The 18,395-nt window shown below is 67.0% G+C and carries 20 protein-coding genes; 13 read left to right on the forward strand and 7 right to left on the reverse strand.

The features are described from left to right. Positions 1 to 152: 152 nt before the first annotated feature. Positions 153 to 911 carry a hypothetical protein gene (locus AWB95_RS23560; protein WP_232315725.1) on the forward strand — a complete coding sequence of 253 codons (759 nt, stop codon included), beginning with the start codon at positions 153 to 155 and terminating at the stop codon, positions 909 to 911. A gap of 203 nt (positions 912 to 1,114) precedes the next feature. Here the strand turns inward: AWB95_RS23560 and AWB95_RS02595 are convergent, their stop codons facing one another. Then, on the reverse strand, positions 1,115 to 2,362 hold the full coding sequence (locus AWB95_RS02595) for an alpha-hydroxy acid oxidase (RefSeq protein WP_062540995.1): 1,248 nt from the start codon (positions 2,360 to 2,362) through the stop codon (positions 1,115 to 1,117). Here AWB95_RS02595 and AWB95_RS02600 point away from each other — a divergent pair. Further along, positions 2,361 to 2,792 carry a DUF1810 domain-containing protein gene (locus AWB95_RS02600; protein WP_062540994.1) on the forward strand — a complete coding sequence of 144 codons (432 nt, stop codon included), beginning with the start codon at positions 2,361 to 2,363 and terminating at the stop codon, positions 2,790 to 2,792. The genes AWB95_RS02595 and AWB95_RS02600 overlap by 2 nt on opposite strands. On the opposite strand, the gene AWB95_RS02605 is transcribed toward AWB95_RS02600, so the two are convergent. The 3 genes from AWB95_RS02605 to AWB95_RS02615 are packed head-to-tail and all read right to left on the reverse strand — an operon-like array spanning position 2,785 to position 5,222. Then, complete coding sequence (locus AWB95_RS02605) at positions 2,785 to 4,038, reverse strand: alpha-amylase family protein (RefSeq protein ID WP_062540993.1); 1,254 nt, start codon at positions 4,036 to 4,038, stop codon at positions 2,785 to 2,787. The two genes, AWB95_RS02600 and AWB95_RS02605, sit on opposite strands and share 8 nt — an antisense overlap. Before the next feature lie 10 nt (positions 4,039 to 4,048). After that, entirely contained in the window at positions 4,049 to 4,585 is a 537-nt protein-coding gene (locus AWB95_RS02610; RefSeq protein ID WP_062540992.1) for an alkyl hydroperoxide reductase, read from the reverse strand. A gap of 49 nt (positions 4,586 to 4,634) precedes the next feature. Beyond that, a complete protein-coding gene (locus AWB95_RS02615) occupies positions 4,635 to 5,222 on the reverse strand; it encodes a peroxiredoxin (protein WP_062540991.1) in 588 nt (195 codons plus the stop codon). Positions 5,223 to 5,330: 108 nt separating this feature from the next. Between AWB95_RS02615 and AWB95_RS02620 the strand changes: the two genes are divergently transcribed. The 4 genes from AWB95_RS02620 to AWB95_RS02635 all read left to right on the forward strand — a co-directional run bounded on the left by AWB95_RS02620 (position 5,331) and on the right by AWB95_RS02635 (position 8,511). Then, positions 5,331 to 6,266, forward strand: coding sequence for a hydrogen peroxide-inducible genes activator (locus tag AWB95_RS02620; RefSeq protein ID WP_085167601.1), 936 nt, complete (start codon positions 5,331 to 5,333; stop codon positions 6,264 to 6,266). A gap of 48 nt (positions 6,267 to 6,314) precedes the next feature. Then, positions 6,315 to 6,941 (forward strand): PaaI family thioesterase, encoded by a 627-nt coding sequence (locus AWB95_RS02625; protein ID WP_062541330.1) that lies wholly within the window; start codon positions 6,315 to 6,317, stop codon positions 6,939 to 6,941. Further along, positions 6,941 to 7,636 (forward strand): EthD domain-containing protein, encoded by a 696-nt coding sequence (locus tag AWB95_RS02630; protein WP_062541329.1) that lies wholly within the window; start codon positions 6,941 to 6,943, stop codon positions 7,634 to 7,636. Before AWB95_RS02625 ends, AWB95_RS02630 begins: the two co-directional genes overlap by 1 nt. 119 nt (positions 7,637 to 7,755) lie before the next feature. After that, positions 7,756 to 8,511 carry an enoyl-CoA hydratase/isomerase family protein gene (locus tag AWB95_RS02635; RefSeq protein ID WP_062541328.1) on the forward strand — a complete coding sequence of 252 codons (756 nt, stop codon included), beginning with the start codon at positions 7,756 to 7,758 and terminating at the stop codon, positions 8,509 to 8,511. Here the strand turns inward: AWB95_RS02635 and AWB95_RS02640 are convergent. Continuing rightward, on the reverse strand, positions 8,508 to 8,690 hold the full coding sequence (locus AWB95_RS02640) for a (2Fe-2S)-binding protein (protein ID WP_062541331.1): 183 nt from the start codon (positions 8,688 to 8,690) through the stop codon (positions 8,508 to 8,510). The genes AWB95_RS02635 and AWB95_RS02640 overlap by 4 nt on opposite strands. A gap of 336 nt (positions 8,691 to 9,026) precedes the next feature. Between AWB95_RS02640 and bfr the strand changes: the two genes are divergently transcribed. The 7 genes from bfr to AWB95_RS02675 are packed head-to-tail and all read left to right on the forward strand — an operon-like array spanning position 9,027 to position 15,865. Then, the gene (gene bfr / locus AWB95_RS02645; RefSeq protein ID WP_062541327.1) at positions 9,027 to 9,509 is read left to right on the forward strand and encodes a bacterioferritin; all 483 of its coding nucleotides are present in this window, start codon (positions 9,027 to 9,029) and stop codon (positions 9,507 to 9,509) included. A 16-nt stretch (positions 9,510 to 9,525) separates the two neighbouring features. Further along, positions 9,526 to 11,613 carry an MDR family MFS transporter gene (locus tag AWB95_RS02650; RefSeq protein ID WP_062541326.1) on the forward strand — a complete coding sequence of 696 codons (2,088 nt, stop codon included), beginning with the start codon at positions 9,526 to 9,528 and terminating at the stop codon, positions 11,611 to 11,613. After that, the gene (locus AWB95_RS02655) at positions 11,588 to 12,082 is read left to right on the forward strand and encodes a carboxymuconolactone decarboxylase family protein (protein WP_062541325.1); all 495 of its coding nucleotides are present in this window, start codon (positions 11,588 to 11,590) and stop codon (positions 12,080 to 12,082) included. Before AWB95_RS02650 ends, AWB95_RS02655 begins: the two co-directional genes overlap by 26 nt. A 10-nt stretch (positions 12,083 to 12,092) precedes the next feature. After that, the gene (locus tag AWB95_RS02660) at positions 12,093 to 13,445 is read left to right on the forward strand and encodes a type I glutamate--ammonia ligase (RefSeq protein ID WP_085167603.1); all 1,353 of its coding nucleotides are present in this window, start codon (positions 12,093 to 12,095) and stop codon (positions 13,443 to 13,445) included. Continuing rightward, a complete protein-coding gene (locus AWB95_RS02665; RefSeq protein WP_238600858.1) occupies positions 13,438 to 14,547 on the forward strand; it encodes an amidohydrolase family protein in 1,110 nt (369 codons plus the stop codon). The genes AWB95_RS02660 and AWB95_RS02665 overlap by 8 nt, the downstream gene beginning before the upstream one ends. A 29-nt stretch (positions 14,548 to 14,576) precedes the next feature. Then, on the forward strand, positions 14,577 to 15,419 hold the full coding sequence (locus AWB95_RS02670; RefSeq protein WP_062541001.1) for a lysophospholipid acyltransferase family protein: 843 nt from the start codon (positions 14,577 to 14,579) through the stop codon (positions 15,417 to 15,419). Further along, a complete protein-coding gene (locus AWB95_RS02675) occupies positions 15,419 to 15,865 on the forward strand; it encodes an SRPBCC family protein (RefSeq protein ID WP_062541002.1) in 447 nt (148 codons plus the stop codon). The genes AWB95_RS02670 and AWB95_RS02675 overlap by 1 nt, the downstream gene beginning before the upstream one ends. A 66-nt stretch (positions 15,866 to 15,931) precedes the next feature. Here AWB95_RS02675 and AWB95_RS02680 read toward each other — a convergent pair whose 3' ends face one another. Both AWB95_RS02680 and AWB95_RS02685 read right to left on the reverse strand, forming a co-directional pair. Then, entirely contained in the window at positions 15,932 to 16,375 is a 444-nt protein-coding gene (locus AWB95_RS02680) for a nuclear transport factor 2 family protein (RefSeq protein WP_062541003.1), read from the reverse strand. Next, entirely contained in the window at positions 16,365 to 18,146 is a 1,782-nt protein-coding gene (locus AWB95_RS02685; protein ID WP_062541004.1) for an N-acyl-D-amino-acid deacylase family protein, read from the reverse strand. Before AWB95_RS02685 ends, AWB95_RS02680 begins: the two co-directional genes overlap by 11 nt. Between the last annotated feature and the right edge of the window lie 249 nt (positions 18,147 to 18,395).

Raw genomic sequence — 18,395 nt, forward strand, 5'->3', positions numbered from 1 at the left:
CACCTTGACAGGTTTCACGCAACCGTGCAAGGTGTAACTGTCTAAAGCGGTTACACAGTGGGACGGGCGTGAACCCGGCGGCCGTTTCAAACGTCTTAGGTGCGTAACCAAGCGCCGTACTCAGTGACGGCAGGTGAAGGGAGCTGACCCGTATGGACCTCTACCGCATCACCCACCCGCTGAGGTTGGCCAAGGGATCACACCGGCCAGGTTCGGGCAAAGGCTGCGCGATGAACGTGATTTCCTACATCAACGGCGACGAGCAGATCACCGACTTTCCGGCGTGCTCGGCCCGTCCGCTGAGCCTGCTCGTCCAGTCGAGCAACGACGTGCTGGCCGGCCCCGACGGCTATTTGTCGCCGGAAAACAGCGTGCTCGCCCTCGACCTTGCCTGGCGGACCGTGGGAACCGCCGACGTCCCCGACGCCGTCGTTCACGCGTGGCTGGCCGAGCTGCTGACCAATCCCACCTGGGGTGTGGTTGGCTACGCGAAAATCACTGCGGTCAAGGCAATCCTCGACATCGCCGAACTGCACCGCGCCGCCGCGTCGGCAGATATGCCGCCCGCAGCCGCCTGGGAGGCTGCCGAGCGCGCCGCCCGTGCGCTAACCCCGACGCTCGACTCCGCCGGGCTCTATGCCGTACGGGCCGCCTACGAGTCGACGGCGCTCGTGGACACCCGCCTTCGGGTGACGGTCGAGGAGGTGACCGCCTACGCCGTGCGCGCCCACGCACTGGCAGCGCGCAACAGCATGGCGCGTCGCATCGTCGAGGTCACCGGCCACGCAATCGACTCGTGGCGCCGGCTGGCCGGGCTGCAGGACTCACCCTCCGTTAGCCGCACCACTCGCGCACATCGTCCGGATAGTCATCGAGTGGTCCGACACAGCGCTGCCCTGGCGGGTAGTTGACGCGGGCATTCATCAGGTCGCAGGGAATGTAGACCTGCTTGCCTTTGGGAGTGTTGCTCAGGCACTGCGTCGGCGGTTGGGCATGAGCCGAGACGGGGGCGACGAGCGCCACCGCCAAAGCGCCGAGCACCCACAAAACACGGCGATAGCTCATGGGAACTCCTTTCGACCTGCGTAAACGAAAGGGTAATCGGCCGGCGCGGTCACGCTGGCGAAAACGGCATCAGCCGCCGCAGCTGGGTCACGTGCTTGGGGGAGAGCTCCTCAAGACAGGCGACCCCGAGCAGGCGCATCGTGCGGGTCAACTGCCCGGTCAGGATCGCGATGGCGCGCCGGACACCGGCCTCGCCGCCGGCAATCAGGCCGTACAGGTAGGCCCGCCCGATCAGCGTGCAGCGCGCGCCCAGTGCGACGGCCGCGACGATATCCGCACCCGACATGATGCCGGTGTCCAGCAGGATTTCGGTGTCGCGGCCCAGCTCCCGACTGACGACGGGCAGCAGGTGGAAAGGCACCGGCGCCCGATCGAGCTGTCGGCCACCATGATTGGACAGCACCACGCCGTCGGCGCCGAGGTCGACGACGGCGCGGGCGTCGTCGAGCGTCTGGATTCCTTTGACCACGAGCTTGCCCGGCCACTGGGTCTTGATCCACGCCAGATCCGCGAAGGTGACACTGGGATCGAACATGGTGTCCAGGTATTCGCCGACGGTGCCCGACCAGCGGTCCAGCGATGCGAACGCCAACGGCTCGGTGGTCAGCAGGTCGAACCACCAGCGTGGGCGGGGCAGCGCGTCGAGCACGGTGCGCAGCGTCAACGCCGGCGGGATCGACATGCCGTTGCGGGTGTCGCGCAGCCGCGCGCCGGCCACCGGCACGTCGACGGTGACCAGCAAGGTGTCGAATCCGGCCTCGGCGGCGCGGCGCACCAGCGACATCGACCGGTCGCGGTCACGCCACATGTAGAGCTGAAACCACTTGCGGCCCTGCGGAACAGCGGCAACAATGCCTTCGATCGAGGCGGTGCCCAAGGTGGACAGCGAGAACGGGATGCCGGCGGCTGCGGCTGCGCGGGCGCCGGCGATTTCGCCCGAGGTGTGCATCAGCCGGGTAAAACCGGTCGGCGCAATGGCGAACGGCCACCCGACCGGGCCGCCGAGCACGTCCCATCCGGTTCGGACGTCAGTGACGTCGCGCAGGATCGAGGGATGAAACTCGATGTCGCGGAAGGCTTGTCGGGCACGACTCAGCGAGATCTCGTCCTCGGCGGCGCCATCGGTGTAGTCGAACGCTGCCCGTGGAGTGCGGCGCCTCGCGAGGCGCCGCAGGTCGTCGATGGTCAACGCGGCATCGAGGCGGGCCTGGGTCCGGTCGAGCCGCGGCCGACGGAACCGGATCAGCGGCGCGAGGTCGCGGACCTTGGGAACTCGTCTGTGCGACTGTGATGGCATGGACTCTGCAACCGACCCCTTCGATCTGCAGCGTTTCGTCGACGCACAGGCCGGCGTGTACCACACCGTAGTCGAGGAGTTGCGCGCCGGACGCAAACGCAGCCATTGGATCTGGTTCATCTTCCCGCAGATTGCCGGACTGGGCCGCAGCCCGATGGCCGAACGGTATGCGATTTCCTCGCTCAAGGAGGCTCGCGCCTACTTGAACCACGACGTGCTGGGTCCGCGATTGCGCGAGTGTACGCAGTTGGTCAACCAGATAGCGGGCCGCTCGATCGGCGAGATCTTCGGGTCACCCGACGACCTCAAGGTGCGCTCGTCGATGACGTTGTTCGCCCATGCCACCGACGACAACCGGGACTTCGTGGAGTTGCTCGACAAGTACTACGACGGCGAAGAGGATGCGCTGACGCTCGCGCGGCTCAGGTAGGCCGCAGGATTCGCCAGCCGTGCGGTTCGACCACCAGCCTTTGGACGACGTCCTGCGGCGGCGCTCCCGAACCGGCGATCACCTGTGCTGGTTCCAGTTCCATCTCCAGCGGCGACTCGTCGATGTTGAGCGCGACGATCCACGCCTCGTCATCGCGATCGGTCCGATAGACGTAGTGCCGGTTGTCCAGCCGCAGCGTGGTCGTCGACGCCGCGAAAAGCCAGGGGTGGCGCCGGCGCAGCCCGATCAGGTATTGGTGCAGTGCCCACACCTGCGCACCATGCTCGTCCACAGGCGCTGGGGGAGAGCCGAATTCGGGGCGTACGGCGTCGTCGCCGCCGAATCTCTCCTCCTTGACGCCGCGGTAGCCGAACTCGTCGCCGGCGTACACGCTGGGGACGCCGCCCACGGTCATCTGCAGCACCAGCGCATGTGCCAGGTGCGCGGAATTCTCCAGCTTGCTGGCGATGCGGGTGACGTCATGATTGCCGATGAAGGTCAGCGGCGCAAAGCGTCGCAGAAAGGTGTTGTGGCGCTGCAACGCCCAATCGAGCTCGTAGAAGTTGCCGTCGTTGAGGCTGCTCCAGATCGCCTTCCACAGCTCGTACTGGGTGACTGAGTCGAAGCCCGTCTCGTCCACCGCCGCGGCGTAGTCGCCGTGGATGAGCTCGCCGACGAACCAGGCGTCGGGACGCACCTCACGCACCCGCGGCAGCACGGCAGCCCAAAACTTCGGCGGCACAGCGTAAGCCGCATCGAGCCGCCAACCGTCGGCGCCGCGTCCCAGCCAGTGCGTCATCACATCGGCCACATACTCGGCGACCTCGGGGTTGTCGTGGTTCAGCGTGGTCAGGTCGCCGTGGCCCTCGAAGCTGTAGTCCCGAAACCACGTCTCGCGGTCGCGGGGGAAGTCGGGGCCGACGTGGTTGAACACGCCGTCGAGCAGGACGCGCAGGCCGCGTCGATGCGCCTCGGCGACAAGGTTATCGAAGTCGGCGTCGTCGCCGAGGCGCGGATCGATGCGGTAGTGGTCGGTGGTGTCGTAGCCGTGGCTGCGTGAGGCGAAGATCGGTCCCAGCGCGATTCCCGACGCCCCCAACGCAATTGCGTGGTCGAACCAATCGACGATGCGCCGCAGCCGGTGCTCGCCCGCCTCCGGTGGCACAGCCGCAGGGTAGGCGCCGACGAAACCCAGCGGATAGATCTGCCACCAGATCACATGCTCGACCCAGCCAATTGCGGCCACTGCCGGAACGTTACCCGGCGGCCGCCAGTGTCTGCGCCGTGGTGATCGCCTGCGCCACGCCCGCCACGATCGCGGCCGCCTTGAGCGCTTCGAAGATCGCCTCCCGGTCGACGCCGGCTTCCCGCAGCGTGTGCTCGTGGGCGACGACGCAGTGCGAACACCCGTTGATCGACGACACCGCGAACGACCACAGCTCGAAATTGGCCTTGTCGACACCGGGATTGCCGATGATGTTCATCCGCAACCCGGGCCTTAGGTCGTCATACCGGCCGTCCAGGAAGCCGCGACCACGGTAGAACACGTTGTTCATGCCCATGATCGACGCGGCACCCAGCGCCGCCTGGTAGGCCTCGGCCGACAGACAGTCCGCGGCTTCGGCCCCAATCTCACTGAGCACCCGGTCGTTTCGCGTGGCGGCGGCGCTGGCCAGTAGCGTGCCCCAGAGCTGCTCCTCGCTCAGCGCCGTGCTGCGGGTGATCGACCCCAGGTTGAGCTTGAGATCCTTGGCGTACTCGGGCAGCGCCTCTTTGAGGTTGTCGATACTCATGCGCCCCTCCTCCTCATCGCTCGCTCGGCATCGTCGCCGGCGCGACTCATCAGGCCGACTTCCTGAGCTCTTCGGCGGCGTCGATGGTCGGGTCGCCCTTGCGCCAGTTGCAGGCGCACAGCTCGTCGGACTGCAGCGCGTCGAGCACCCGCAGCACCTCGTCGACGTTGCGGCCCACCGATCCGGCGGTCACCGAGACGAACTGGATCTCGTTGTTCGGGTCGACAATGAACGTCACCCGGTCGGCGACGCCGTCGGAGTTGAGCGCACCGGTGGCCGTGACGAGCTCGCGCTTGATGTCCGACAGCATCGGGAACGGCAGCTTCTTGAGGTCCTCGTGCTGGGCGCGCCATTGGAAGTGCACGAATTCGCTGTCCACCGAGACCCCGAGCACCTTGGTGTCGCGGTCCTCGAACTCGTCGTTCAGCTTGCCGAACGCGGCGATCTCCGTCGGGCACACGAACGTGAAGTCCTTCGGCCAGAAGAAGATCACCCGCCACTTGCCTTCGTAGTCATCGCTGGTGATGGTGGTGAAGTAGTCGCCCGGCTGTTTGGCGTCGACCTTCGACAGGTCACCGCCGATCAGGGCGGTCAGTTGGTAAGCCGGGAACTGGTCACCGATGGTCAGCAGTGCCATGTCACTCCTTTGGTCACGATCGGGTCTAAGTGGGACTTGTGTCTCAGAACCATCGTGCCCAAAGTCAACCTAGAATTAAAGGTGATATTTCCCACTATACTAATAGGCATGACCGATAAGAGTTATCACCCGACGGTCGCCGGCCTGCGGGCGTTCGTCGCGGTAGCCGAGAAGCAGCATTTCAGCAGTGCCGCAACGACTCTCGGCGTCAGCCAGTCGACGTTGTCGCAAGCCCTCTCGGCGCTGGAGACGGGGCTGGGCGTGCAACTCATCGAGCGCTCGACCCGGCGTGTCTTCTTGACAGCGGAGGGCCGGCAGCTGCTGCCGTACGCGCAGACGGCGATCGAGGCGGTCGAGGAGTTCGCCGCGGCGGCGGCGGGTGCGTCCGACCCGCTGCAGGGCACCCTGCGGCTGGGGCTCATCCCGACGGTAGCGCCCTATGTGCTGCCGACGGTGCTGTCGGGATTGGCCGAGCGGCTGCCCGGGCTGACCCTGCGGGTGATCGAGGATCAGACCGAACGGCTCCTGTCGGCATTGCGGGAAGGGTCGGTGGATGCCGCACTGATCGCGCTGCCCTCCGAGACCGCCGGGGTGACCGAGATCCCGATCTACGACGAGGACTTCGTGCTGGCCCTGCCGCCCGGGCACCCGCTGTCGGGCAAGCAGCGCGTGCCGCCGACGGCCCTGGCGCAGCTGCCGCTGCTGCTGCTCGACGAGGGCCACTGCCTGCGCGACCAGGCGCTCGACGTCTGCCGCAAGGCCGGTGTGCGCGCCGAGCTGGCCAACACCCGGGCCGCCTCGCTGGCCACCGCGGTGCAATGCGTAACCGGCGGACTGGGGGTGACGCTGATCCCGCAAAGCGCGGTCTCCGTCGAGGCGGCCCGCAGCCGGCTCGGGCTGGCGAAGTTCGCGGCGCCGCGCCCGGGACGACGGATCGGGCTGGTGTTCCGCTCGTCGAGCGGCCGTGAGGCGCCGTACCGGCAGCTGGCCGCGATCATCGGCGAGTTGGTCAGCGCCGACCAGCAGGTACGCCCGGTCCGGTAGCGGCTGACCCGATCGCCGGCCCGCAATGAGAACATGTTCTAGTTGATCATGCTGGACTTCACCCTGGAGAACCTCAGCGCCGCCGACGTCGAGCGGCTGCGGGCAATCTACGAGCCGCTCGCCCAGTCGGTGCGCGAGCTGATCGACGCCACCGTCCGCACCGAAGTGGACGCCGAAGCCGTGGCGGCGGCCAAGGCCGAAATCGACTCGGCCACAGCACGTCTGCAAAGCAAACAGCTCGACGGCACATACGGGGTGCGCTACCTGTCCACCGGTGAGCGGATGGCGTGGGGCAACGTCGTGATCGGGGCGCGCAACCCCATCGCGCCGCCGTTGGAGATCCAGCACGACCCGTCGGGCAAAGTCTGGTGCGACTTCCATCTCGGCGCCGCGTACGAAGGCCCGCCCGGCCACGTGCACGGCGGAGTCGCTGCCCTGGTGCTCGACCACGTGCTGGGCGAGGCGGCCAGCGACGGCGTCAATCCGCGGTTCACCGGCACGATCACGCTGCGTTATGTGCGGGCCACCCGGCTGGGCCGCCTGCATGCCGAAGCAATCACCACCCGCGTCGACGGCGTGAAGACGTTCGCGGCGGGCCACCTCGCCGACGACGAGGGCGTCACCGTCGAAGCGCAGGGGGTGTTTATCCAGCCCCGGTGGGCCCGGGGGAAGTAGTGGAGAAGGTCATCGCCCTGCTGCGGGCCGCCGACTGCGACGACGACTGGTGCGCCCGCCAGCGCGGCCCGGTCGCGGACGCCATTCTGGCGCTGGGAGTACCGGGCCTGGCGGTCAACGTCCGCGACGGCGAGGTGCGCGACTCGCTGATGACGCTCACCACGCTCGACCCGCCGGTGGTCGCGGTGGTGAGCCTGTGGACGCAGCAGTGCTACGGCGATCAGATCACCGCCGCGCTCACCCTGTTGGGCGCCGAGTGCGACCGGCTCGCCGCGTATCTGGTCACTGAGTCCGTTCCACTGTCGGCGCCGCTCGAACTCGGCAGCCGCACAACGGGTTTGGCTAACATCGCGCTGCTGCGGCGGCCCGCCGGCCTGGACCAGGACAGTTGGCTGGCCCGCTGGCAGCGCGACCACACCCCGGTGGCGATCGAGACCCAGGCGACCTTCGGCTACACCCAGAACTGGGTGGTGCGGGCGCTCACCCCCGACGCGCCGCCCATCGCGGGGATCGTCGAGGAGCTGTTCCCGGCCGAGGCGATCACCGACCTGAAGGCCTTCTTCGGGGCCGCCGACGACGACGACCTGCAGGACCGGGTGAGCAGGATGGTGGCCAGCACGTCGGCGTTCGGCGCCAACGAAAACATCGACACCGTCCCGACCAGCCGCTACGTCCTGAAAACACCGTTTGCGTGACCGGTTTGACCGCGAAGCAGAAGGTATGGCTGCCATCGCCGCGACATCACAACCCTGGCTTCTGTTTGGCGATCGGGAGCCGCAAATGCCAGGTTCATGAAGAGGCTTAGGAGGTAGCCGTGATATTGCAGATCGACGACGCCAACAAGGTGCGCACCCTGACGCTGAACCGCCCGGAAGCGCTCAACGCGTTCAACGAGGCGCTCTACGCCGCCACCGCCGAAGCGCTGGTGGCCGCCGCCGATGCCCCCGACGTCGCGGTCGTCCTGTTGACCGGGGCCGGACGCGCGTTCAGTGCCGGCAACGACCTCAAAGAAATGCAGGCGCGAATCAGCGACCCCAGCCTGGGCGGAGAGTCCAACTTCACTGCGCTGATCGACGCGCTGACCCGGTTTCCCAAGCCGCTGATCTGCGCCGTCAACGGTGTCGGGATAGGAATCGGCGCCACCATCCTCGGCTACGCCGACCTGGCCTTCATGTCGTCGACCGCGCGGCTGAGGTGCCCGTTCACCAGCCTGGGCGTCGCGCCGGAGGCGGCGTCGTCGTACCTGTTGCCGCAGCTGGTCGGCCGGCAGAACGCGGCCTGGCTGCTGATGTCCTCCGAGTGGGTGGACGCCGACGAAGCCCTGCGGATGGGCCTGGTCTGGAAGGTCTGCGAGCCTACCGAGCTGCTCGCCGAGGCACGTCGGCACGCCGAAATCCTTGCCTCGCGGCCCATTTCGAGCCTGATGGCGGTCAAGCACACCATGGTCGAACCGCTCCGCCCGGAGATCGCCGCCGCGAGCGCCCGGGAGAACGCTCACTTCGCCGAGCTGATGGGTTCGCAGGCCAACGCCGCGGCGCTGGCCGACTTCACCGGCCGGCGCGGGAGCTAAGAGGCGCTGGTTTCGAGCTGTCGGGCCGCCGCGATGATCGCCCGCAGGTTGTGCCTGCAGCGTCCGCAGTCGGCGCCGGCGCCGCAGGCCGCGGCCACTTCCTTCGACGTCGACGCACCGCGAGCCACACACTCGGACACGGTGTGGTTGGTGGCGCCAACGCAAAGGCAGACGTACATCAGCACACCCCCAGCGCGGCAGCGCCGTGGACTCCGAGGTGAACAGGCCTCATGTTAGTAGAGTCTAACCTAAGTCGGTTAGCGAAGTCTAACCTAAGTCGCGGAAGCGGCGAGTCGGCGAGCGGCTGGCGACTGGACTCCCGCCGAGGAACTTATCCTGAGCGGCCGCCGGGGAAATTACCCGAATAAATCAGCAACGCACTCTGCCACGTTCAACATAGCCTTGCTTTACTTAGGGAAAGCTGACCTGAGTGAGTATTACCTTGGGTGACAAGGGTTTTGACCTGTTGTAGCGTTAGCCGTCGGTAACGACGGCAAGCTGTATGAGGAGTGACAATGCAAGGTGACCCCGATGTTTTGCGCCTGCTCAACGAGCAATTGACCAGCGAACTCACCGCGATCAACCAATACTTTTTGCACTCCAAAATGCAAGAGAATTGGGGCTTTACCGAGCTGGCGTCGCACACCCGCGCGGAGTCGTTCGACGAGATGCGACACGCCGAAATGGTGACCGACCGCATTCTGCTGCTCGACGGCCTGCCCAACTATCAGCGCATCGGTTCGCTGCGGGTCGGCCAGACGCTGCGCGAACAATTCGAGAGCGACCTGGCCCTTGAATTGGAGGTAGTAAACCGCCTCAAACCGGCGATCGTCTTGTGCCGGGAGAAGCAGGACACCACCAGCGCCATTATTTTCGAAAAGATCGTGGCCGACGAAGAAAACCACATCGACTACCTCCAAACGCAACTCGAGCTCATGGATAAGCTCGGCGAGGCGCTCTACAGCGCGCAGTGCGTCGCCCGACCGCCTACGACATGAGGTAAGAAAGGCTGGTATGACGGCACCGACTGCATCGGCACCTGCCGGTGCGGACGCGGTGCTGGGCGGCACGCTGGTCAGCCCGCGGCGGCGCAACCTCATCTTCCTGGCGATCGTGCTGGGGATGCTGCTCGCCGCGCTGGACCAGACGATCGTGGCGACCGCGCTGCCGACAATCGTCGCCGACCTCGGCGGGGCCGGGCACCAGTCCTGGGTGGTCACCAGCTATCTGCTGGCGTCCACGATCGTCACCGCGCTCGTCGGCAAGCTCGGGGACCTGTTCGGCCGCAAGACGGTGTTCCAGGCCGCGGTGGTGTTCTTCGTCGTCGGCTCGATCCTGTGCGGGCTGTCGCACTCGATGATCATGCTGGTGCTGGCCCGGGCGCTGCAGGGCATCGGCGGCGGCGGGCTCACGGTGACCGCGACCGCCCTCATCGGTGAAGTGATCCCGTTGCGCGAACGCGGTCGCTATCAGGGCGCCCTGGGCGCGGTGTTCGGTGTCACCACGGTGGTCGGTCCGCTGCTGGGCGGCTACTTCACCGACGACCTGACGTGGCGGTGGGCGTTCTGGATCAACGTGCCGGTGTCGGTGGTGGTGTTCTTCGTGGCCGCAGCCACCATCCCGGCGCTGGCCGGCCGCGCCCGGCCCGTGATCGACTATGCCGGAATCGTTTTCGTCGGACTCGGCGCCGCGGGCCTGACTCTGGCCACCAGCTGGGGCGGCACCACCTATCCATGGGGATCGGCGACGATCATCGGGCTGTTCGCCGGCTCCGCCGTCGCGCTGGGTGCCTTCGTCTGGGTGGAAAGCCATTCGGCCGCACCGATTCTGCCGCTGCGGCTGTTCGCCAGCCCGGTGTTCACCGTGTGCTGCGTGCTGTCGTTCGTGGTCGGATTCGCGATGCTGGGCGCGCTGACGTTCTTGCCGACCTACATGCAGTTCGTGGATGGCGTGTCGGCGACGACGTCGGGTCTTCGGACGCTGCCGATGGTGGTCGGCATGCTGACCACCTCGATGAGCAGCGGGGTGCTGGTCGGCCGGACCGGCCGGTACAAGTTCTTCCCGATCGCCGGAACCGCGGTGATGGCGCTCGCGTTCGTGCTGCTCTCCCGCATGGGGCCGTCGACGTCGACGCTGCTGCAGTCGCTGTATCTGGTCATCCTCGGCGCCGGGATCGGGCTGTGCATGCAGGTGCTGGTCCTGATCGTGCAGAACACGTCGAGCTTCGACGACCTCGGTGTCGCCACGTCGGGCGTGACCTTCTTCCGCACGATCGGCAGCTCGTTCGGCGCGGCGATCTTCGGGTCGCTGTTCATGAACTTCCTGCACAGCCGGCTGGGCCCCGCACTGGCGGCCAGCCGAACACCCGCGGCCGCGGCGAGTTCTCCCGAGCTCCTGCACCGCCTGCCCCATGACGTCGCGGCCCCGATCGTGGCGGCCTATGCCGATTCACTGTCCAAAGTGTTCCTGTGGGCGGCGCCGGTCGCCGCGGTCGGCTTTGTGTTGGCGCTGTTCCTGCGGGAGGTGCCGCTGCGCGATATCGGCAACCGGGCCGCCGACATGGGCGACGGGTTCGCGATGCCGACCGCCCAGACGCCGGAGGAGCTGCTGGAGTCCGCGATCGGGCGCATGCTGGCGGGCACTCCCGGTATGCGCTTGCGCAGCATTGCCATGCGGCCCGATTGCCGACTCGATGTGGCCGGGCTGTGGGCCGTGTTGCGAATCCACCGGTATGCCCGGATATTCGGCGTGGCGCGGCTGACCGACATCGGCGACGACCTCGGGGTGCCCTACGAAGTTCTCGAGCCGGTCTTCGACGGCGTGGTCCGGGCCGGCTATGCGGCGCGTGACATCGATCGGCTGTGGCTGACGCCGGCCGGTGTCCAGCAGGTCGAGTTCGTGTCGAAATTGATCCGGGACTGGATCGTCGACAAACTTGCCCGGGTTCCCGGCTTCGAGGGCCGGCCGGACCGCGGCCAAGTCGAAGCCGCCCTCGACCGGATCGCCCACCGGGTTGTCGCCCAACGTGATTGGCATGAGGGCCGACGGCAACTCACCGGTGGCGTACCATCCCGTCATGAGCCGAATCGGAACATTCCCTGACGACGACCTGACCGGCTGGATCGGCAAATCACCCGAACTCGGCAGCGCCATCGGCGCATTCAGCGACGCCGTCTACAACCGCAACCGTCTGCCGATGCGCACCCGCGAACTCGCCCGGATAGTGATCGCGCACGACAACGAATGCGGGGTCTGCCTCAACACCCGCGACGGCGACGGGCCGGCGGCCGGGGTAGACGAAGAGCTTTACGCGCACGCGCACGAGTGGCGCACCTGGCCGGGATACAGCGAACAGGAGCGGCTGGCCGCCGAATTCGCGCACCGGTTCGCCACCGAGCACACGGTGCTGCGCGAAGACGAAGACTTCTGGCAGCGCTGCAGCGAGCACTTCTCCGACGAGCTGCTCGCGGATCTGGCGTTGTCGTGTGCGCTGTGGGTCGGAATGGGACGGGTGCTGCGCACCCTCGACATCGGGCAGAGCTGCACGCTGACCCTGCCCAGCCGAGCCTGATCGACCGCACGTGACCACCACCCCGCTTGCCGCCGCCGCGATCGCGCAGCTGGAAGCCGAAGGGGTGGACGCGGTCATCGGCACCGTCGTCAACCCGGCCGGCCTCATCCTGGCCAAGACGGTGCCGATCCGCCGCACCAACACATTCGCCTTCCCGGGCATGGGGGCCAGCCTCGTCTGGCATGCCTTCACCATCGACCAGACCGGCATCGCGTTCACCGAACACATCGGCGTCGTCGGCGATCAACGCGTCCGGATCGATCCGTCGGCGCTGCGCATCATCGGCGACGGCTTGGCGTGGGCGCCGGCCGGATTCTTCGAGCAGGACGGCACGCCCGTCGCCGCGTGTAGCCGCGGAACGCTGTACCGCGTCGAGGCGGCACTGGTCGAGGAGGGCATCAAAGCGGTCATCGGCCACGAAATCGAGTTCATCCTGGTCAATCCGGACGGCAGCCGGCAGCCGTCGACGCTGTGGGCGCAGTACGGGCTGGCAGGCATCCTCGAGCACGAGGCGTTTGTTCGTGAGTTGACCGCCACCGCCACCGCGGCCGGCGTCGGAATTGAGCAGTTCCATCCCGAGTACGGCGTCAACCAGTTCGAGATCTCGTTGACGCCGCAACCTCCGGTGGCGGCCGCCGACCAGCTGGTTTTGACCAGGATCATCATCGGCCGGGTGGCGCGGCGCTACGGGCTGCGGGTCAGCTTGTCACCCGCCCCGTTCGCCGACAGTGTGGGATCCGGTGCACACCAGCACTTTTCGTTGACAACCGCGGACGGGCCGTTGTTCTCCGACGGATCCGGCGCGCGTGGGATGACGACGACGGGCGAAAGTGCGTTGGCCGGCTTGCTCGACGGACTGCCCGAGGCGCAGGGAATCCTGTGCGGGTCGATCGTCTCCGGACTGCGGACCCGGCCCGGCAACTGGGCCGGGGCCTACGCATGCTGGGGCGACGAGAACCGCGAAGCCGCACTACGTTTCGTTCGCGGCGGCCCGGCCAACCCGTACGGCGGGAACGTCGAAGTGAAAATAATCGACCCGTCTGCCAACCCGTATTTCGCGTCGGCGGCGATCCTAGGGCTGGCGCTGGACGGCATCAAGCGGAAAGCCACGCTGCCGGCCGAAACCACCGTGGACCCCGCGACGCTGTCCGATGCCGAGCGCACCCATTACGGCATCGTTCAGCTGCCGCATGCGCAGCCGGAAGCCCTTGCAGCGCTTGATAACTCAGCTCGCATGCGGGCGATTCTCGGCGATGCGGCCGTCGACCTGGTGGTGGCGGTGCGTCGCTTCGAGCACGAACGCTACGGGGAACTGGACACCGAGGACCTAGCGGACAAGTTCCGGATGGCCTGGAGTGTCTGAGCTGGCGCGGCATATCGCCGACGTGCCGCTGATCGATCAGCATGTCCACGGCTGTTGGGTGGCGGCAGGGGAGCGGGCTCGGTTTGAGAACGGCCTCAACGAGGCCAACACCGAACCGCTGGCCGCTTTCGACTCCGGATTCGATTCGCAACTCGGCTTTGCGGTGCGCGCACACTGTGCGCCTCTTCTCGGCTTGGCGAAACACGCCGGCGCCGACGAGTATTGGGCGCGGCGTTGCCAGTTCAGCGAGCCCGAGCTGGCCCGCGTTTTCCTGCGGGCGGCCGGCGTGACCGACTGGCTGGTGGACACCGGGTACGCCGAAGGCGTCGCCGACGTCCATCAACTCGCCGACGTGTCGGCCGGGTGCGCTCATGAGGTGGTGCGCCTCGAGCAGGTGGCCGAGCAGGCCGCGCAGGCCCCCGGCGATTACGCCTCGGCGTTCGAGGAGATCCTGCGCCGGCGCACCGCCACCGCCGTCGGCACCAAGTCGATCCTGGCCTACCGCGGCGGATTCGCCGGTGACCTGACCGAGCCGTCGGCCGCGGACGTCAGCGACGCCGCGGCCCGCTGGCGCGACGGCGGCGGCACCCGCCTGAGTGACCGGGTCCTGCTGCGTTTCGGACTGCACCAGGCCCTGCGGCTGGGCAAGCCGCTGCAATTCCACGTCGGCTTCGGCGACCGGGACTGCGATCTGCACCGAACCAACCCGCTGTATCTGCTGGATTTCCTGCGGCAATCTGGGAACACCCCGATAGTGCTGCTGCACTGCTATCCCTACGAGCGCGAAGCCGGCTATTTGGCGCAGGCGTTCAACAACGTCTACCTCGACGGCGGCCTCTCCATCAACTACCTGGGCGCCCGCGCCCCGGCGTTCATCGCCCGGCTGCTGGAGTTGGCGCCGTTCCGCAAGATTGTCTACTCGTCGGACGGGTTCGGCCCGCCGGAGCTCCACTTTCTCGGTGCAGCGTTGTGGCGCAACGGTATTCGTCAGATACTCGGCGCCTTCGTCGCCGACGGCGACTGGAGCGAGGCCGATGCCGTGCGAGTGGTCGACCTGATCGCGTACCGCAATGCGGCACGCATTTATCACCTTGAGGCATAAAGACGCCGCGCCAAGGGTATAAAGCGGATATGGCCGGCCTTTCAGACGCGCTGGAGTGGCTCCGGCAGCAAGTGGCGTCGCGGGTGCCCAAGGCCGACCTCGACCAGCGCGATCCCGACTACATCCGCGACCAGCTGCCCGGAACCTGGCTGCTGGCATCGCTGTACTTCCGGGCCGACGTGCGGGGCCTGGACCGGATCCCGGCCGAGGGCCCGGTGCTGCTGGTCGGCAACCACAGTGGCGGCAACGTGCCGCCCGACACGTTCGTGTTCACGTTGGCGTTCTGCTCCTACTTCGGCGTGGAGCGGCCCTTCTACCAGTTGGCCCATAACCTGGTCGTCTCGGCGCCGCCGCTGGGCTGGCTACGCAAGTTCGGCACGGTTGCGGCCAACCCCGAAAACGCCCGCCTGGCCCTGGAATCCGGCGCCGCGTTGTTGGTCTACCCGGGTGGTGACTACGAAGTGTTCCGGCCGACGTGGGAACGCCACACCGTCGACTTCGGCGGGCGGATGGGATACGTGCGGCTGGCCCGTGAGACCGGTGTGCCGATCGTGCCGGTGGCCAGCGTCGGCGGCCAGGAGACCGCGTTGTTCCTCACTCGCGGGCAGTGGCTGGCCAAGCTGCTGATGGCGGATAAGCTGCTGCGACTCAAGAGCATTCCGATCTCGCTCGCGTTGCCGTGGGGACTCAACATCAGCGACCTGGCCGGGCACATTCCGTTGCCCGCGAAGATCGCGATCGAGGTGCAAGAGCCCATCGCTGTCGACGGCTCGGGTTTTCAGGACCAAGCCGTGCACGACAAGGTGGTGGCCAGTCTGCAAGCCGGCGTGGATCGCCTTGCCGCCGAGCGTCGATTCCCGGTGATCGGCTGATGCGTGTCGAACGCCGCTGCGTGATCGACGCCGACCGGGACGCGGTGTGGAAGGTAGTCAGCGACCCCGACTGCTATCCGTCGTTCATGACCAGCCTGGAGCGATGGGAGACCGCCAACGACCAGCCGCCCGGCGTTGGCGCCCGCTATACCGTGCACTGGAAGATCGGCTCGGTGCCGGTCGGCGGCCTGGTCGAGGTGGTCGAATTCGACGAGGCTCGCGACCTGGCGTGGGTGGGTATCACCGGGGTAAGCCTGCGTGGCCGGTTCCGGTTGCGCGACGCGGGGGAGGGCCGGACGAATGTGGTCTTCCGGCTGTCCTACCAGGCGCCGGGCGGAATCCTCGGCTACATCGCCGATCGGGTCGCCGTGCGCCAGGTGGGCCGTAACGCGGCGCAGACCCTCAAGCGCCTCAAGGAGCTCGTCGAGTCGGGCCAGTTGCGTTGAGATCGCGCGCAGGGCTCTGATTTCTCCAGATCCACGACCGTGTACGCGATTTCAATGCGATCGCCCTTAGATCAGGCCCGTCGCGTCGAATATCCACGACGTGTCGGTGCCCGCCAGGTCCTCCAACCACGTCGGCGGGGCCTGCGCGGTCATGCTGCCCATGTCCCAATAGTCTTTCCACAGCGTTACTTTGCCGTCTTCGACCCGGTGCACGCTGACGAACTTCAGCAACGCCGATTCGCCGCTGGCCCACTTCCACGTCTCGGAGTGCTCGTACATCGCGTCGGCGCCGTTGGACACCAGCAGACCGTCGTGGTTTTCGTAGTGTGCCAGCGCCTCCAGGCCCACCTTGAGCCGTTTGACGATGTCTTCGGGCCCCCGCGCCGCCAGGGCCGGTCCCACCGGCATGTCGACATAGACGCAGTCCGGCGACAGGAACGTCTTGACCGCATCCCAGTCCCGCCGCGACAGCGCTCGCCACAGTCCGAGCACTACGTCGTCAACTTGCATGGGCCAGTTCACCTTTCGTGATCGGAGTAGTGGTCTTGGCGCGCAGGAAGCTGCCGGTGCGCTGTTTGCCGAGCACCGCGGTGGCGGCGCCGTCCAGGAACACCGCCTGCCCGCCGACGAAGACGGCGTTCACGGTGTCGTCGTTACGGTTAACCATTCGCGACATCCCGTCGAACTGCTCGATTTTCGCCTCGGCGTACTGTTCGAGTGAGGCGTCCAGCCGCTCGGGATCGAGCACAACCAGGTCCGCACGGTCGCCCTCGCGAAGATGCCCCGCGTCAAGCTGAAACCAGTCGGCCAGCTCGCCGGTCAGCCGGTGCACTGCATGCTCGATCGTCATGAATGGCCGGCCGGCCTTCTCGGCGTCGTGGACGTGACGCAGCAGCCGCAACCCGGAGTTGTAGAACGCCATGTTGCGCAGATGCGCTCCGGCGTCGGAAAAGCCCATCTGCACACCGGGTTCACGGGCCAGCTTCTTGAGCACGTGCGGCCGGTGGTTGGAGATCGTCGTCCGCCAGCGCAGCGCGGTGCCGTGTTCGAGCACCAGGTCCAGGAACGCGTCGACCGGGTGCAGCCCGCCGCGGCCAAGGCCGACTCGGCCGAACGACTTCCCGATCACCGATGGATCCGGGCAGTCAACGATCTCGGCGTCGAAGAAGTCGCGCTGCCACACCCGCATGGCGAACTTGCTGTCGTAGTCCTTGCGGAACCACCGGCGGTAATCCTCGTCACGCATCAACGCGTTACGTTCCAGCTCGTCGCGCAGATGCAACGCCGCTGCGCCTGCCCCGAATTCCTCGAACACCACCAGATCGATGCCATCGGCGTACACCTCGAACGGCACCGGCAGATGCTGCCAACGGAAGTCGGCGCCGAACCGGTTCACCAGCCGGGCAAGCGGGCCCAGGACATGGATGGCGAACGGGTTGGACTTGACGTCGGCGGCCGAAAGCAGACTGGTCTTGAGCGGTTTGCGGAACACGCCCAGCGACTGGGCCACCTGCGACCCGAGATTGAGCGGGTTGGTGATATCGGGTCCGGACTGAAAAACCCGGCCGCTGCGGCGCAGCAGCGACTTCAGCCGGCGCAGCTCTCGCGGCTTGGCATACGTCGACGGCAAGGTCCGCGACCGACAGGTGTCGCCGTCCAGCTTGTCGAAAAGCAGTTGCTGCGACGACATTCCGACAAATCCGGCGGCCAGCGCCTCGGCCAGCATCTGCTCCATCCGGGCTTGTTCGGCCTTGGTGGGCCGCACTGACTTACGGGTGGCGCGGTCGAGACCCATTGTGGCGGCGCGCATGTCGGAGTGCCCGATGAACGCGGCCACATTGGGGCCCAGCGGCAACGCCTCCAGTGCGGCCACGTACTCGTCGCAGCTGCTCCAGGTTTTGTGCTTGTCCACCGCGGCGATGACGTGCTCCCGCGGAATCGCCTCGACCCGGCCGAACAGATCGCCCGCGGTCACCCCGTCGACGTGGATCGTCGACAGCGAGCAGGAACCCACCATCACCGTCGTCACGCCGTGGCGCACCGATTCGGGCAATGCGGGCTCGTCGAGCACCTCGACGTCGTAATGGGTGTGGATGTCGAGCAGGCCGGGCAGCACCCACTTGCCCGTCGCGTCGATCACCTGCGGGCATCCCGCGGCCTCGAGGTCGTGCGGCGTGACCGCGCTGACTCGGCCGTCGCGGATGCCGATGTTGCGGATCGCCGATGGCGCACCGGTGCCGTCGAACCAGCGGCCGTTGCGAATGATCGTGTCGAAGCTCACAGCCGGCAATATAACCAGTCACTGGACACGTGTCCATTAAGGGCGCGCTCTACAGTCTGGGAAACCGACGATGCGGGAGGAAAGCGATGCCCAAGACGAGGGGACTGCGGTTGGCCCGGCGGGCCGGGTTGGCGCTGGCAGCTCTCGGCGCGACAGCGGTGGCCGGCCGGGCCGCGACGGTACGCGCCCGCAAGGAAAGTCCGTCGCCGTTCTCGCCGTGGACGCCGGGGCCCGCGGTCTACGGGCATG

The sequence above is a fragment of the Mycobacterium celatum genome, assembly GCF_002101595.1.
GTDB classification, from domain to species: domain Bacteria; phylum Actinomycetota; class Actinomycetes; order Mycobacteriales; family Mycobacteriaceae; genus Mycobacterium; species Mycobacterium celatum.

Coding starts and splice junctions, on each gene's coding strand:
- AWB95_RS23560 (WP_232315725.1), top strand. CDS start 153: ATGGACCTCTACCGCATCACCCACCCGCTGAGGTTGGCCAAGGGATCA.
- AWB95_RS02640 (WP_062541331.1), bottom strand. CDS start 8,690: ATGTACGTCTGCCTTTGCGTTGGCGCCACCAACCACACCGTGTCCGAG.
- AWB95_RS02650 (WP_062541326.1), top strand. CDS start 9,526: ATGACGGCACCGACTGCATCGGCACCTGCCGGTGCGGACGCGGTGCTG.
- AWB95_RS02595 (WP_062540995.1), bottom strand. CDS start 2,362: ATGCCATCACAGTCGCACAGACGAGTTCCCAAGGTCCGCGACCTCGCG.
- AWB95_RS02675 (WP_062541002.1), top strand. CDS start 15,419: ATGCGTGTCGAACGCCGCTGCGTGATCGACGCCGACCGGGACGCGGTG.
- AWB95_RS02680 (WP_062541003.1), bottom strand. CDS start 16,375: ATGCAAGTTGACGACGTAGTGCTCGGACTGTGGCGAGCGCTGTCGCGG.
- AWB95_RS02610 (WP_062540992.1), bottom strand. CDS start 4,585: ATGAGTATCGACAACCTCAAAGAGGCGCTGCCCGAGTACGCCAAGGAT.
- AWB95_RS02615 (WP_062540991.1), bottom strand. CDS start 5,222: ATGGCACTGCTGACCATCGGTGACCAGTTCCCGGCTTACCAACTGACC.
- AWB95_RS02655 (WP_062541325.1), top strand. CDS start 11,588: ATGAGCCGAATCGGAACATTCCCTGACGACGACCTGACCGGCTGGATC.
- AWB95_RS02670 (WP_062541001.1), top strand. CDS start 14,577: ATGGCCGGCCTTTCAGACGCGCTGGAGTGGCTCCGGCAGCAAGTGGCG.
- AWB95_RS02600 (WP_062540994.1), top strand. CDS start 2,361: ATGGACTCTGCAACCGACCCCTTCGATCTGCAGCGTTTCGTCGACGCA.
- AWB95_RS02620 (WP_085167601.1), top strand. CDS start 5,331: ATGACCGATAAGAGTTATCACCCGACGGTCGCCGGCCTGCGGGCGTTC.
- AWB95_RS02625 (WP_062541330.1), top strand. CDS start 6,315: ATGCTGGACTTCACCCTGGAGAACCTCAGCGCCGCCGACGTCGAGCGG.
- bfr (WP_062541327.1), top strand. CDS start 9,027: ATGCAAGGTGACCCCGATGTTTTGCGCCTGCTCAACGAGCAATTGACC.